Below are 15,116 nucleotides of genomic sequence, written 5' to 3'. Positions count from 1 at the left end.
CAACCCACTACCCTCCGGTGGGCGAATCCGTGCGCGGTGCCGTCCCCAGATGCGCGCCCACCCGCTTGACCAGCAGGGTCATCTCGTAGGCCACGAGACCGACGTCGGAGTCGGCGTCGGACAGCACGGCGAGGCAACTGCCGTCGCCCGCCGCGGTGACGAACAGGAAGGCGTCGTCGAGTTCGACGACCGTCTGCCGGACGCCGCCCGCGTCGAAGTGCCGGCCGACGCCCTTGGCCAGGCTGTGGAATCCGGAGGCGACGGCGGCGAGGTGTTCGCTGTCCTCCCGGCTGAGGTCCTTGGAGACCCCGGTCGGCAGACCGTCCCCGGAGAGCACGAGCGCCTTGCGGATGCTGGCGACGCGTTCGACCAGGTCGTCGAGGAGCCAGTTCAGCTCCCCCGAACCACCGTTCGTGGTGTGCGCGGTGGCCTTCGGTGCGGTCATCGACCGTCCCCCTCAGAAGTTGTTCCCTGTGCTGTGCCGTCGGCGCTCTCGTCGTCGGCGGCGTTCTCCGCCCGGCCGCGCCGCCAGCCGCGCTGGAGCGAGGCCATACGGCTGCGCACCTCGTCGGCGTCCCGGTCGGCGGGTGGTGCGGAGGAGATCTCGTCGCGGCCCGTCGTGCGGTCGCCGCGCAGGTCCGGCCCGTCCTTCAACTGCGGGGCCAGGTTGGCCTGTCGTACGCGGCGGGGCAGGCCACCGGCGGTGGAGTCCGGCGCGGGCGCCTCGGCCGGGGCCGCCGCCGGCCGGGCCGCCTCGACGGCGCGGGCACGACGTCGGGGAAGGTCGGCCGGGGGCGCCGGCGCGATCTCGGCCCGTCGGTCGCCACGGTCGCGGTCGCCGGCGTCGCGGTCGTGCCGCTCGCCCGGTTCGGCGGCGGCACGGTCGCCGTCTCCCGGCCGTGTGTGGCCGACGGGCCTGCCGTGCGAACTGACGAGCTTGGGGGTACGCCGCCGCGGCAGCGGTACGAGGCCGCCGGGCGCCGCGTCGCGGGCATCGTCGTCGGTGTGGCCGGGGTCTCGCCCCGGCCCGTCGTCGGCGGCCTGCTGGTGCTGTTCGCCGGGCACGCCGGCGATGGGGCGGCGCGGGCGGAAGAGGTCGCCGCGCTCGCTGTCCTCGTCCCCCAGGGCTCCGGGGAAGGAGGTCATGTCCGAGGTGGTCAGCGGTGCTTCCAGTTCCACCGGCCCGTCGAGCACGGAGGCCGGCAGGCCGGGCAGCGCCCCGGTCCCGGTGAGCTTCGGGTCCCGGCCGGGCGGGGTCGCGCGGCGGGCCGCGTCGGGCCGGTCGAGGCGGAATCCGGCGCCCTCGGTGTCGGGGGCGTCCGTGAGCAGCGTGTCCGGGATGAAGACGACGGCGGTGGTGCCGCCGTAGGGGGACGGCTGGAGGGAGACGCGGACGCCCTGCCGCTGTGCGAGGCGGCTGACCACGAAGAGGCCGAGCCGGTCGGTGTCGGAGAGTTCGAACTCGGGGGTCTCGGCGAGCCGCAGGTTGGCGTCGAGGAGGGCGTCGGCGGCCATGCCGAGCCCGCGGTCGTGGATCTCCAGCGTGAACCCGTTCGCGACGCGCTCGCCGAGGACCTGGACGGCGGTGTGCGGCGGGGAGAACACCGTGGCGTTCTCCAGGAGTTCGGCGACGAGGTGGGTGAGGTCGGCGACGGCGGGGCCCGTGACGGCGACCCTGGGCAGCCGACGCACCTCGATGCGCTCGTAGTCCTCCACCTCGGCGACGGAGGCCCGCACGATGTCCATGAGCTGGACGGGCTTGCGCCACTGCCGGGACGGGGCGGCGCCGGAGAGGATCACCAGGCCCTCGGCGTGCCGGCGCATGCGGGTGGTGAGGTGGTCCAGGCGGAACAGGTCGGCGAGTTCGTCGGTGTCCTCGGTCCTGCGCTCCATCGTGTCGAGCAGGGTCAGCTGCTTGTGGAGGAGGACCTGGCTGCGGCGGGCGAGGTTGACGAAGACCTCGGAGACGCCGCGGCGCAGTTCGGCCTGTTTGACGGCGGCTTCGACGGCGGATCTCTGCAGGGTGTTGAGGGCCTGGCCGACCTGGCCGATCTCGTCCCTGTCGTAGTCGAGGCGCGGGGCCTCGGTCTCGATGTCGACCTCCTCGCCGGCGGCGAGGCGGCGCATCACGCCGGGCAGCCGCACACCGGATGCCTCGTGGGCTTCGAGGCGCAGTCGGCGCAGGTCACGGATGAGGCTGCGGCCGATGCGGACCGACAGGAACAGGGAGAAGAGCAGCGCGAGGAGACCGAGGACACCGGCGATGCCGGCCCGCAGGAACACCTTGACGGCGACGGGTCGGGCCCGGTCCTGGTACCGCTCGGCGGCCTCGGTGTTCCGGTCGGAGAGTTCGGCGAGGACCGGCTCGGACGCGGCGTCCCAACTGCGGGCGGTGACGCCCTTGGGGGCGCCCGGCGCGCCGTTCGCCACGGCCTTCTCGGCGGTGCGCAGCGGATTGGTGTCCGGGCTCTTCCAGTACCGCTCGAAGCGGGCGCGCTCGTCATCGGGGAGCAGCGCAAGGCTGCTGTCGTACAGCAGGGAGCGCTGGGCGATCAGGTCGGAGACCTGGCGCAGCTCTGCGCGGTCGAGGCGGCGGGCGACGAGGCCGGAGCCGACCAGCGCGTCTTCCTGGGAGAGAAGTTCGCGGGCCTCGATGACGCCGACGAGGGCGCGGCCCTGGCGCTCCGTCTTCGAGTCGTCGAGGGCGGTGATGTCGAGCAGGAAGTCGTACGTCGGCTCGATGAGCCGGGTGTAGAAGTCGAGGGCCTGGGCGCGGGTGACGGTGCCCTCGTCGACGTTCCGGCGCAGCGACTCGATTCCCTCGAAGCCCTCCACGACGGTGTCGAGGGTGGCGCGCGCGTCCCCGTCCATCTCGCCCCGGACGTCGCCGTCGCGGGCCTTCTCCTTGATCTCGGCCATCGCCTCGTCGGAGGCGCTGCGCCGGGTCCGCAGCGTCGACTGGGCGTCGGAGGCGCGCGGGTCGGCGAGGTAGACGAGGGTCTGGCGGCGCTCGTCCTGGAGGACGCGGCCGGTGTCGGCCAGGGGGTAGCCGATGGCGTCGGCGACCTTGTCCGCCGAGATCAGTTGTACGGCGGCGCGGCCCGTGATGACCGAGGCGAACACCCAGATCGCCGTCAAGGACAGCAGCGGCACCAGCAGCAACGCCACGATCTTCCTGCGGATGGACTTCCCGCGAAAGCGCATGGCCTCCCCCAGATCGGCCCCGTGCGGTCAGGGGCACACATGTGCGTCAACAAACGGCGCGAGCCTACTACTGAGACATGAACAACTCGAAGGCCTGTCCGGATGCAGTTCGCCTCAACAGCGGTGCGGACGTCCGGAGTTGTCCGGTCATTGGGGGAGATTGCAGGCCGGAATTCGTAGGGTCCAGAGCGATCACAATCAGCCTTGATCGGTGGCCGGTTGGCCGGAATCCCTCTCTTTTCGGCATCGGGTCAGGACACTTGGCCGAATTCGGGAATCTTCCGGAGCTCTCGTTCGTCCTACCTCCAGGCGGTACGAGGGGCAGCACGCGGAAGCCGAGCAGGCTGCGTAAAGCGGAGCAAACCGGGCAGTCACTGTGCAGGGCCGATGCGGGGGCATCGGTTCCGAAGGCCTGGGAGCGGTGGGGAGTGACGTGGTGATGGGTGAAGCGGGGCGACGGGAGTTGTGGGTCGACGAGCCGGCGAAGCGGCGGCGGATGCCGGACCCGGTCCGCACGGCCGCGGTGCGAGCGGTGCTCATAGTCGCGCTGACGCTCATCCAGGCGATGGTCGCGGTGCTGTGCTCCCTGACCGAGTCCTGGCTGGCGTTCCCCATGGTGCTGAGCAGCGTGGGGAGCACGGTGGTGGCGACCTGGGGCGTGCTCGACGTCTGGGTGACGCGCCAGGTGTGGAACCAGCGGCACGGCGTCGTCTCGGTCCCGGCGAGCACGGCGCGCCGACTGCGCAAGGAGCGCCGGCAGGCCCGCCGGTCCGCCCGGCGGGCTCCGGAGAACATACGAGGGCGGGGCAGGACCGGGCAGTTGACGCATACGTGACGCTCGCGGGCCGGGCAGAGGTCAGATCGCGCCGACCGCTCCCACGACGGCTCCCGGTGTCGGACGGGTCTCCGCGCGGGCCAGTTCGCGGCGGATCCGGGTGAAGGGGCGGGGCATGTCGAGGGCGAGGGCGGCGGTCACCGTCCCGTCCCGCTCGTAGTGCGCGAGGAAGCGGCCGTCCTGCGGTGAGCCGCTGACGATCCGGACGGTGTCCCCCGCGCGCCGCCGCCCGGCGTACTGGATGCGGCAGCCGTACTGGTCGGACCAGAAGTAGGGCAGCGGACGAGCGTGCTCAAGGGTGCGCCCGGCGAGCAGATTCCGTACGGCCGCGCGGGGTTGGGCGGTGGCGCTGGTCCAGTGCTCGGCCCGCACGCCGTCGGCCCTGGCCACGTCGCCGACGGCCACGACCTGGGGAAGAGAGGTGACGCAGCCGCCGTCGCAGAGCACGCCGTCGCGCACGGCGAGCGTCGAGCCCGCCAGCCAGCCGGTGTTCGGCACGGCGCCGATGCCGACGACCACGACATCGGCGGGCAGCACCCGGCCGTCGGCGAGGGCGACGCCGGTGACCCGCGGGCCGGGCCCCTCCCCCGGCTCCGGGCCGACCCGGCTCGCTTCCCGCAGCCCGGTCACTCCCACGCCGGTGAGGAGACGGACACCGCCTCGCTCGTGCAACTGGGCGCAGGCACGCGCGAGTTCGGGTCCGAGCTGAGGCAGCAGGGGCAGTGGGGCCGCCTCGACGACCGTGACGTCGTGGCCGAGGGAAGCACAGGACGAGGCGGTCTCGGCACCGATGAAGCCGCCGCCGATCACCACGACGCGCTGCCGACCGCCGTGCAGGTCGGCGCGCAGGGCCCGGGCGTCGTCGAGGGTGCGCAGGGTGTGCACACCGGCCGGTGCGGGACCGGGCAGCCTGCGGGCGCTCGCACCGGTGGCGATGACGACGCCGTCGCAGCGGACGGTGCCGCCGTCCGCCAGCTCGACCGTGCGGCCGCGGGCGTCGAGTCCGCGGGCCCGGACGCCGAGGAGCCACTCCGCGCCGAGTTCCCGGGTCTCCTCGGGGTCGGACAGGGCGAGCCGGTCCTCGGCGGCGCGGCCGGTGAGGAAGTCCTTGGACAGCGGAGGACGGTCGTAGGGCGCGTGCGGTTCCTCGCCGACGATCACCAGACGGCCGTCGAATCCCTGCGCGCGGAGTTCCCGCGCCGCGTACAGCCCGGCGAGGGAGGCGCCGACCACGGTCACGGTCCTCATGAGGCAGTGCCCTTCTGTTGACGGGTGGGCCCGGCAGGCAGCAGGCGGTCTACGCCGCGCTGTCGGCCGACGCGGCCGGGTGGACGTGGATCACTCCGTCGTCGACGGTCACCCGGTGCGTGCGCACGGGGCGGCGGGCGGGCAGGCAGGTGGGCTGCCCGGTACGGAGATCGAATGAAGCCTCGTGGAGCGGGCATTCGACCAGACAGCCCTCCAACCACCCCTCGGACAGCGAGGCGTCCTGGTGGGTGCAGGTGTCGTCGATGGCGTACAGCTCACCCTCCGTGCGGAACACGGCGATGGGCGGGACGGTGTCGATGCGGACGGATTCGCCCACGGGGAGGTCTTCGAGGCGGCAGACGGGAATCACGGGCCCCCCTCTCGGTCCAGGACTCTTCGGTAACATGATGTTTCACATGGCGCATGAGGGAGCGCTATGCGCAACAGAATCCGGTCGGGCGCCCGCACGCGTCAAGGGCTTCTCGAAGATGCGACCCGGCAACGGGCCGTCAGGTGATGAGAGTTGAGCTATGACCCGCAAGCAATCGCAGGTTGAGCCGGATGCGCCGGATGCGCCGGTCTCGGAGAAACAGCCCAGGGGAACCAGCGGCGCCGTCCAGTCCGTGGACCGCGCCGTGAGCGTCCTGGAGAGCCTCGCGCGGCACGGAGAGGCCGGAGTCACCGAGATCGCCGACGAGTTGGGCGTGCACAAGTCGACCGCGTTCCGGCTGCTCGGCGTGCTGGAGAACCGGGGCCTGGTCGGACAGTCCAAGGACCGCGGCAAGTACTACCTGGGAGCCGGGGTGCTCCGCCTCGCGGGGGCGGCGGCCGTGCGCCTGGACATCTCGCAGGAGGGCGGCCCGGTCTGCCGCGAACTCGCCGACGAACTGGGCGAGACCGTGAACATCGCGGTGCTCGACGAGGACATGGCGGTCAACATCATGCAGGCCCGCGGCGCCGCCTCGGTCACCGCGCAGAACTGGCTGGGCCGGCGCACCCCGCTGCACGCCACGTCCAGCGGAAAGGTGCTGTTCGCGCAGCTCCCGCCGGTGCTGCGGGAGGGGCTGCTCGCGCGCACGCTGCCCCGGTTCACCGCGCACACGATCACCGGCACGACGGCGCTGCGGGCCGAGCTGGAGGCGGTCGAGGACCAGGGATTCGCCGTGGCCGTCGAGGAGTTGGAGCTGGGGCTCGCCGCGGTGGCCGCGCCGGCCAGGGCGCACGACGGCAGGGTCATCGGGGCGATCAGCGTCTCGGGGCCGGTCTTCCGGCTCACCGAGGAGAACCTGCCCGCGCTCGCCAAGCGCACCGTGGCCGCCGCCGCGGAACTCTCCCGGCGGATGGGGCACGGTCTCTGACCGGACCGCACCGTTTTACAAAGGCTTAACTCCAGCCCCCCGACGGAGCCTTCACGGGGTCTTGACGGGGTCCTGGCGGCCTTCCCACTATGGCTCCCATCGCCTCGCGTCGTCTCTCATCGCGCAACGCATCCTGTATTGCGCAACAGCAGAGGAGTTGGGCCTATGCGCGACAACGTGGTGTCCCCGGTCCGAGCGAGCAACACCGCCACCGCCGACTCCCGGATCGTCATCATCGGCGCCGGCATCGTCGGCTGCGCGCTCGCCGACGAGCTCACCGCCCGCGGCCGGCACGACGTCACCGTCCTCGAACAAGGTCCGCTGCCCGCCCCCGGCGGCTCCACCTCGCACGCGCCCGGGCTCGTCTTCCAGACCAGCCCCTCCAAGACCCTCACCGCCTTCGCCCGGTACACCGTCGAGAAGTTCAACGCCCTCGAGGTGGACGGACTCCCCTGCTTCAACCCGGTCGGCGGCCTGGAGCTGGCCACGACCCCGGAACGCTGGGCAGACCTGCACCGCAAGGCGGGCTGGGCGGCGTCCTGGGGCGTCCGGGGCGAGCTGGTCCCGCCCGCCCGCTGCAAGGAGCTGTGGCCGCTGATCGACACGTCGACGGTGCTCGGCGGCTTCCACACCCCCGACGACGGTCTGGCCCGCGCCCTCCTCGCCGCCCGTGCCCAACTGGAGCGCGCCCGGCGGCGCGGCGCCCGCTTCCTCGACCGGCACACCGTCACCGGAATCGAGCAGCAGGACGGCCGCGTCACCGCCGTGGTCACGGACCGCGGCACCTTCCCCGCCACGCACGTCGTCTCCGCCGCCGGATTCTGGGGCCCGGTCATCGGCCGCATGGCGGGCGTCGACGTCCCCCTGCTCCCCCTCGCCCACCAGTACGCGAAGACGAAGCCGCTCCCCGGCCTCAAGGGCGTGAACGACCCCCGCACCGAAGCCTCGAAGCCGATCCTCCGCCACCAGGACCGCGACCTGTACTTCCGTGAGCACACCGACCGCATCGGCATCGGCAGCTACGCGCACCGGCCGCTGCCCGTGGACCCGTTCGCGGTCCTCGCGTACGACGAGGCGCGCGCCCGGGCACAGGACATGCCGTCGTCGCTGCCGTTCACCGCGGAGGACTGGGCGCCCAGCTGGGAGGACAGCCGCGCGCTGATCCCGGCGCTGCGGGACGCGGAGATCGAGACGGGCTTCAACGGCGTCTTCTCCTTCACCCCCGACGGCATGCCGGTCCTCGGCGAGGCGCCCGAACTGCGCGGCTTCTGGCTGGCGGAGGCGGTGTGGGTGACGCACTCGGCGGGGGTCGCGAAGGCCGTCGCCGAGTGGATGGTCGACGGTCATGCGCAGACCGACCTGCACGAATGCGATCTGCACCGCTTCGAGGACGCCCAGCGCTCCCCCGCCTACGTCCAGGACCGGGGCGCCCGGCAGTTCGTCGAGGTGTACGACGTCATCCACCCGCTGCAGCCGATGGACCACCCGCGTCCGCTGCGCGTGAGTCCCTTCCACGCCCGGCAGCGGGAGCTCGGCGCGTACTTCCTGGAGGGCGGTGGCTGGGAGCGGCCGCACTGGTACGAGGCCAACGCCCACCTCGTCGTACCCGGCGGGCCCGAGCGGGACGCCTGGTCGGCCCGCCACTGGTCGCCGATCGCCGCCGCCGAGGCCAGGGCCACCCGCGAGAGGGTCGCCCTCTACGACATGACCCCGCTGCGCCGTCTGGAGGTCACCGGCCCGGGCGCGCTCGCCTTCCTCCAGCGCATGACGACCAACAACGTCGCGAAGAAGCCGGGCGCGGTCACGTACACGCTGCTCCTCGACGAGAAGGGCGGCGTCCGGTCCGATCTGACGGTCGCCCGGCTGGCGCCCGACCACTTCCAGGTGGGCGCCAACTCCCCCGCCGACCTCCACTGGCTGCGCCGCCACGCGCCCGCCGACGTCCACCTGCGGGACGTCACGTCCGGCACCTGCTGCATCGGCGTGTGGGGGCCGCTCGCCCGCGACCTCGTCCAGCCGCTGACCCGCGACGACTTCTCGCACGAGGGCTTCGGCTACTTCCGTGCGCGGCGGACGCACCTCGGGCACGTGCCGGTCACCGCGCTGCGGGTCAGCTACGTCGGGGAGCTCGGCTGGGAGCTGTACACCACCGCCGATCTCGGGCTGCGCCTGTGGGACACGCTCTGGGAGGCGGGCCGGGAGCACGGGGTGATCGCCGCCGGACGGTCGGCGTTCAACAGCCTGCGCCTGGAGAAGGGCTACCGGGCCTGGGGCCAGGACATGACCGAGGAGCACACACCGTACGAGGCCGGGCTCGGCTTCGCCGTCCGGCTGGACCGGGGGGACTTCCTGGGCCGCGCCGCCCTGGAACAACTCCCGCCCCCGACACGGAGGTTGACCCCGCTCCTGCTCGACGACCCGGCCGCTGTCGTCCTCGGCAAGGAACCGGTGTACGTGGACGGCGCCCCGGCCGGCTACGTGACCAGCGCCGCGTACGGCTACACCCTCGGCCGCTGCGTCGCGTACGCCTGGTTGCCGCCGCTGACCGCGGGCACCGCCGTGCGCATCGCGTACTTCGGCGAGAAGGTGCGGGCCACGGTCGCCGACGAGCCGCTGTTCGACCCGAAGATGACGCGCATCCGCCGCTGACGCCCCTCAGGAGACCGCCGATGCCCCCCGTGCCGACGACACCGACCGGCCCCAGCCTGATCGCCACGCTCCCGGGCCGCCACTACACCGATCCGGGACTCTTCCGCACCGAGCAGGAGCGGATCTTCGAGCGCATGTGGTTCTGCGCGGTCCGCTCGGGCGACCTCGACCGGCCGGGCGCCTACCGGACCGTGCAGGTCGGCCGCGAGAACGTGCTGGTCACCCGCACCCGCACCGGCGGTCTCAGGGCGTTCCTCAACGTCTGCCGCCACCGCGGCGCCCGCCTGTGCACCGAGCCGCAGGGCCAGGTCCGCCGCAGCCTCCAATGCCCGTACCACGCCTGGACGTACGACCTCGACGGCCGGCTGATCGCCGCGCCCAACCTGGTGAAGATGCCGGACGTCGACCGGTCCGCGTACGGCCTCGTGAGCGTCGCGCTGCGCGAGTGGCTCGGCTACGCGTGGGTGTGTCTCGCCGACGCACCGCCATCGTTCGAGGAGACGGTGATCGGCGCGGCCGTCGAACGGCTCGGCGACGTGGCCGCCATCGAGCGGTACGGCACCGAGGGGCTCGCCCTCGGCCGACGCATCACGTACGACGTGAAGGCGAACTGGAAGCTGATCGTCGAGAACTTCATGGAGTGCTACCACTGCGCGACGATCCACCCCGAACTCACCGAGGTCCTCCCGGAGTTCGCGGACGGCTACGCGGCCCAGTACTACGTCGGGCACGGCGCCGAGTTCGGCGACGGGGTGAAGGGCTTCACCGTCGACGGGAGCGAGGGGTTCGGGCGGCTCCCGGAGATCGGCGACGACCACGACCGCCGCTACTACGCGATCACGGTCAAGCCGACGGTCTTCGTGAACCTGGTGCCCGACCACGTGATCCTGCACCGGATGTTCCCGCTGGCCGAGGACCGCACGGTCGTCGAGTGCGACTGGCTGTACGCGCCGGACGTCGTGGCGTCGGGCGCGGACGTGTCGAAGTCCGTCGAGCTGTTCCACCGGGTCAACGCCCAGGACTTCGCCGCGTGCGAGCGCACCCAGCCCGCCATGTCGTCCCGGGCGTACCGCGACGGCGGCGTCCTCGTGCCGACCGAGCACCACATCGGGATCTTCCACGCGTGGCTGCTGCGACAGGTGGACGCCACCGACGACGCCCGGCCCTAGCCCGCCTGCGTCTGCTCCGCGGGCCGCTTGTACATCCGGGTCGCGGTGATCTCGCCGTGCACCGTCTCCCCCTCCGGATCCTGCTGCGGCAGCCCCGGGCGCAGGTGCTCCTCCACGCTGATGTACTTCAGTCCTGCCCGCAGGTCCGCGTCGTTGCGCAGCCGGATCACCAGCGGGAACTCGGCGAGCGCCGTCGTGTCGAACAGCCCGGTCGTGTACAGGAGCTGGACGCCCAGCGCGTCGGACACGGCGCGCTGGAGCTCCAGCAGGTACGTGGCGTTGGCGCGGCCGATCGGGTTGTCGAGGAACAGGGTGCCCGCGTGCCGGTGCTTGTCGCGGCCCCGGTCGTTCGAACGGAGCGCCGCCATCGTGCAGTACAGCGCGATGGCGGCGGTGAGCAGCTGGCCACCGGAGAACACGTCGCCCATCTGCCCGACCGGCACCCGCTCGGCGCGCAGCACCGCGTCCGGCTTGAGGATCTCGACGGCGACGCCCTTGGGCTGCAGGGCGGCGCTGACGCCGCGCAGCAGCAGGGACATGCCGTCGCGCCGCAGGTCGGAGTTCTTCTTCACGGCGGAGCGGGTCGCCTCGTCGATGACCTCGCCGAGCCGCTCGGTGAGAGTCGCCTGGTCGGGCTCCTCGAAGCGGATCCGCAGGAACTCCTGCCCCGACCACTCGCCGAGTCCCTCGGGCAGCCGGGAGAGCCGCTGGGCGGAGCGCAGCGTGGCGAGCGCGGACTCGACGAGTCCGCGCAGACGGTCCACGATCGAGTCGCGGTTGCGCTCCAGCTGCGCCAGCTCGTCGGTGAGGACGCGGAGCCGGGGCGCGAACGCGTCCGCCCACTTCTGCGCGTGCTCGGGCAGCGCCGACGCGGGCAGCTCGCGGATCTGCTGCCGCGCGGGGGTACGCACCTGCTCGTACCGGGTCGCGTTCGCGTGCCGTACGAGGATGTCGCTCGCCTCGCGGACCGCGGCCTCGGCGGCGGACAGGTCGGCGGCGCAGCCGCGCAGGGAGCGGCGGGTCTCGGCGGCGGCCGTGCGGGCCTCCTCCAGGCTGCCCGGGTACGGCTCCGGCTCGTCCTGGTCGTCGGTGTCGGCGGTGTGGTCGCGGAGCAGGTCGCGCAGGAGCGCGGCCGTCTCGTCGAAGCCCCCGGTGCCGTCCTCCGCGGTGCGGTGCTCGGCGAGCAGTTCGGCGTGGGCGCCGCGGGCGGTCTGCAACGCCTCGGTGCGCGTGGCCAGTTCGGTGGTGGCGGTGCGCAGCAGCGACTGCGCGTGCTCGGTGTCGCGCGGTGCGAGGTCGTCGGGCAGCTCGGTGTGGGCCTCGCCGTCCTCGGGCGCGTGCCGCTCGGCCTCGCCGCGCAGCCGGCCGAGCTGCTCGCTGGCGGTGGAGGCGCGGGTCTCCAGGAGCTGGACGTGCTCCTCGGCGCGGGCCGCGGCGGCCTGCCGGGACGGGCCGTCGGAGCCCTCGGGCGACTCCAGGAGCGTGGCGGCGCGGGTGCGCACCTTGTTCGTCAGCCGGTTCAGCTCGGCGAGCGCGGCGCTCTCGTCGCTCTCGGCGCGCGCCTGCTCGGCCCGCAGGTCGGCGCCGACACCGACCTTCTCGTACACCTGGGACGCGGCCCGGTACGCCTCACGCAGCGCGGGCAGCGACGCCTTGGGGGCCTCGAACTCCGGGCCCACGGGAACATCGTCGGGGGCGCCGGCGATCTCGGCGCGCTCGGCACGCAGCGTGCGGGCGGTGCGGTGGGCGTCGTCCGCGGAGCGCTGGGCGGCGCGGCGGTCCTCGTCGGCGGCGCGTGCGTGGTCCAGGCAGGACTGGGCGCGGGCCTCGAACTCGACGGCCTCGTCGGCGAGTTCACGGACCTTCGCCTGCCAGGCGGAGCGCTCGCGCAGCCGGTAGGCGAGGCCGGCGAGCGCGTCGGCGGCGCGTCGTGCCTTCTGCGCCGCCTCCTGCCGCTCGTCCCGCACCCGGGACGCCTCCGCGGCGGCCTCGTCGGCCTCGGCGCGCACGGTGCGGGCCTCGGCGAGCTCGGCCTCCGTCTCCTCCGCGAACGTACGGGCCTCGTGCGCGGCGCTGGCGAGTTCGGCGAGGCGGCCGGCCGGGCAGCCGGAGCGCCAGGAGGTCAGGCGCGCCGCGAGCTCGCGGTCCTTGGCGAGGCGGCCGGCGAGCGCCCTGATGTCCTCGTCGCGCTGCGCGGCGCGGCTGCGCAGGGCCTGGCGCTCCTCGTCGGCGGCGTGCTCGTCGTGCATCGCCGGGTTCGGCGGGACGAGGAAGACCGCCTCGTCCGACGCGTTCTCGGCCGGGGTGGGCGCGAGCAGGGCGGCGGCGGTGCCGACGGCGACGGCGGAGCGGGGCAGCAGCGCCGCGCCGGCGAGCACGTCGCGGGCCCGGACGTGGGAGGCCGGGTCGGTGATGATGACGCCGTCGACCAGCTCGGGCCGGGCCGCGAGCACGCGCGCGTGGTCGGCCGGGTCGACGGACTGCGCGAGGTAGCGCCAGCCGGGCAGGGCGGGGACGCCGTGCTCGCCGAGGAACTCGACCGTGGCCAGGACGTCCGGGCCCGGCGGCAGCAGGCCGCCGTCGCCGAGGGCGCCGAGGATGCGGGAGTCGTCGGCGGCGGCCGTGCGCAGCTCGAACAGCTGCCGCTCGGCGGAGGCGACGGAGTCGTCGAGGAGGGTCTTGAGGTCGTCGGCGGCGCGGTCCACGTCCTCGGCGGTCAGCGGTGCGTCGGCGGACGCGGTCCGCGCGCGGACGGCGCCGGGGAATCCGGCGCTCGCCGGCCCGCCCGACGGGCCGCTCACGCCGAGCAGTTCGGCGAGGCGCTCCTCGGCGGCGAGGGACGCGGCGGCCCGCTCCTCCGCCTCGTGGGCGTGCTCGGCGGCGCTCGCGGCGTCGGCGGCGCGGGCGGCGGTCAGCTCGGCGCGGGCCTCCGTCGCCGCGGCCTCGCGCGCGTGCTCGGTCGCCCGGCGGGCGGCGTCCCGGGCGGTGTCCCAGGCGGCGACGGTCGTCTTCTCGGCGTCGGACGCGGCGAGCGCGGCGCGGGCAGGGTCGGCGTCGGGCGCGCTGTCGTCGAGCCAGCCCGCGCGGACGGCCTCGGCGGTCTCCTGCTCGACCTCGGTGAGGCGCTGGCGCAGGTGGCCGAGTTCGCTGCGGGCGCGCTGGGTCTCGGTGGCGGCGGCCGTCGCGTCGCGGTGGGCGGTCTCGCCGGCTTCCTGGAGGACGGCGGAGCGCTCCTCCTCGTCGTTCGCGTGGGCCTCGGCCTTCTCGGCGGCGCTGTGCAGGGCGCGGACGAGGTCGGAGGCGGCCTTGGCGCGGGCGGCGAGGGCGGGGGCGGCGTCGCGCTCGGCCTCGCGGATGGCGACGGCCACGCGCGCGGAGCGGTCGGCGGCGGCGCGGTGGCGCAGCACGGCCTCGGCGGCCTGCCAGGCGGAGTGCAGGGTGCGGGCGTCGGCCAGCTCGCGCTTCTGCGCGGCAGCGGCCTTCTCGGCTCCGGCGAGCGCCAACGAGGCGTGCCGGTAGGCGAGTTCGGCGGCGATGAGGGAGCTGCGCTCGCGCGCGGACTCGGCCTCGGTGACGGTGTGGGCGGCGGCCGTGACCTGCTCGGCGAGGTCCCCGGCGCGGCCGCGCTCCACACCGGCCCGCGCGGACAGGCGCCGGGCCAGGGTGCGCGTGCGGCGCTCGGCGGCGGTGTGGATGTCGCGCGCGCGGGAGCGGGTGTCGGCCGCCTCGACGATGCGGGTCAGCAGATCGACGGAGCCGGCGGTGAAGTCGCGCTCGGCGATCAGCTCGGCGCGCCGTCCCAGCTTGTTCCCGAACCCGCTGACCAGGTCGGCGAGGCCGTCCGTGTCGCGGGTGTCGGTGACCGCCCGCAGCAGCAGGTCGGTGAAGTCGGAGTCCTTCTTCACGGCGAAGAGGCCGGCGGCCTCGCCCTCGTCCGCGTTCATCTCCCGCTGGTAGCGGAAGAGTTCGGGGTCGAGGCCCAGGTCACCGAGGTGCTCGTTCCACCGGTCGTGGATCTCCTCCCAGTTCACCTCGAGGTGCGGGTACGCCTTGCCCGCCTCGGTCAGCGCGTCGCGGAAGCCCTTCATGGTGCGCCGCCGCCCCTGCGCGCCGGAGGCGCCCTCGACGGCGGGCCGCACGGCCGTCGACTCGGCGACGGGCAGCGAGTCGAGGCTCATGCCGGGGCCCGGCCGGAAGGAGTACCAGGCCTCGGCGAACTTCTTCGGGTCGTTCGAGACCTGCCGCCCCCGCCACTCGCTGACCTTGCCGACGACGACGCACTCGCCGGTGAGGGTGTGCTGCCACTCCAGGGCGACGTGTCCGCAGTCGTCGGCGAGCAGGAACTTGCGCAGCACGCCGGAGCTGGCCCCGCCCAGCGTGTTCCGGTGGCCGGGCAGCATCACCGAGAAGATCAGCTTGAGCAGGACCGACTTGCCGCCGCCGTTCTCCAGGAAGAGCACGCCGGCCGGGGCCGGGCGGCGCGGCGGGCCGACCGGCTCGTCCTCGAAGAACTCCGCCTGGGTCGGCGCGGGGTCGGGCACGGGCGCGCCGACGCCCCGCAGGTCGAGCACGGTGTCGGCGTAGCGCGCACCGGCGGGACCGATCGAGAAGAGGCGAACCCGGGACAGCTCGTACATGGCGGACTCTCGTGGT

At 73.8% G+C, this 15,116-nt stretch carries 9 protein-coding genes; 4 read left to right on the top strand and 5 right to left on the bottom strand.

Going from position 1 to position 15,116, the window contains the following annotated elements:
* Positions 1-7: 7 nt before the first annotated feature.
* Positions 8-445, bottom strand: coding sequence for a roadblock/LC7 domain-containing protein (locus M4J07_RS05315; protein WP_255967723.1), 438 nt, complete (start codon positions 443-445; stop codon positions 8-10).
* Positions 442-3,204, bottom strand: coding sequence for a sensor histidine kinase (locus M4J07_RS05310; RefSeq protein ID WP_255967721.1), 2,763 nt, complete (start codon positions 3,202-3,204; stop codon positions 442-444). The genes M4J07_RS05315 and M4J07_RS05310 overlap by 4 nt, the downstream gene beginning before the upstream one ends.
* A 397-nt stretch (positions 3,205-3,601) precedes the next feature.
* On the opposite strand from M4J07_RS05310, the gene M4J07_RS05305 reads away from it, so the two are divergent.
* Entirely contained in the window at positions 3,602-4,039 is a 438-nt protein-coding gene (locus tag M4J07_RS05305; protein ID WP_374214995.1) for a hypothetical protein, read from the top strand.
* 21 nt (positions 4,040-4,060) lie between these two features.
* Here the strand turns inward: M4J07_RS05305 and M4J07_RS05300 are convergent, their stop codons facing one another.
* Together M4J07_RS05300 and M4J07_RS05295 are read right to left on the bottom strand one after the other, a co-directional pair.
* A complete protein-coding gene (locus M4J07_RS05300; protein WP_255967719.1) occupies positions 4,061-5,287 on the bottom strand; it encodes an NAD(P)/FAD-dependent oxidoreductase in 1,227 nt (408 codons plus the stop codon).
* Positions 5,288-5,336: 49 nt separating this feature from the next.
* Entirely contained in the window at positions 5,337-5,657 is a 321-nt protein-coding gene (locus tag M4J07_RS05295; RefSeq protein ID WP_255967717.1) for a bifunctional 3-phenylpropionate/cinnamic acid dioxygenase ferredoxin subunit, read from the bottom strand.
* Between the two features lie 160 nt (positions 5,658-5,817).
* On the opposite strand from M4J07_RS05295, the gene M4J07_RS05290 reads away from it, so the two are divergent.
* The 3 genes from M4J07_RS05290 (at position 5,818) to M4J07_RS05280 (ending at position 10,463) form a co-directional block, all read left to right on the top strand.
* A complete protein-coding gene (locus M4J07_RS05290; protein ID WP_255967715.1) occupies positions 5,818-6,645 on the top strand; it encodes an IclR family transcriptional regulator in 828 nt (275 codons plus the stop codon).
* A 165-nt stretch (positions 6,646-6,810) separates the two neighbouring features.
* Positions 6,811-9,294 (top strand): GcvT family protein, encoded by a 2,484-nt coding sequence (locus tag M4J07_RS05285; protein WP_255967713.1) that lies wholly within the window; start codon positions 6,811-6,813, stop codon positions 9,292-9,294.
* A 20-nt stretch (positions 9,295-9,314) separates the two neighbouring features.
* Complete coding sequence (locus M4J07_RS05280) at positions 9,315-10,463, top strand: aromatic ring-hydroxylating oxygenase subunit alpha (protein WP_255967710.1); 1,149 nt, start codon at positions 9,315-9,317, stop codon at positions 10,461-10,463.
* On the opposite strand, the gene M4J07_RS05275 is transcribed toward M4J07_RS05280, so the two are convergent.
* Positions 10,460-15,100, bottom strand: coding sequence for a hypothetical protein (locus tag M4J07_RS05275; protein WP_255967708.1), 4,641 nt, complete (start codon positions 15,098-15,100; stop codon positions 10,460-10,462). The two genes, M4J07_RS05280 and M4J07_RS05275, sit on opposite strands and share 4 nt — an antisense overlap.
* Between the last annotated feature and the right edge of the window lie 16 nt (positions 15,101-15,116).

The sequence above is a fragment of the Streptomyces longispororuber genome (genome assembly GCF_024448165.1).
GTDB lineage: Bacteria > Actinomycetota > Actinomycetes > Streptomycetales > Streptomycetaceae > Streptomyces > Streptomyces longispororuber_A.
The sequence above is the reverse complement of the archived record's forward strand: the minus strand, read 5'-3'. Positions and strand labels throughout refer to the sequence as shown.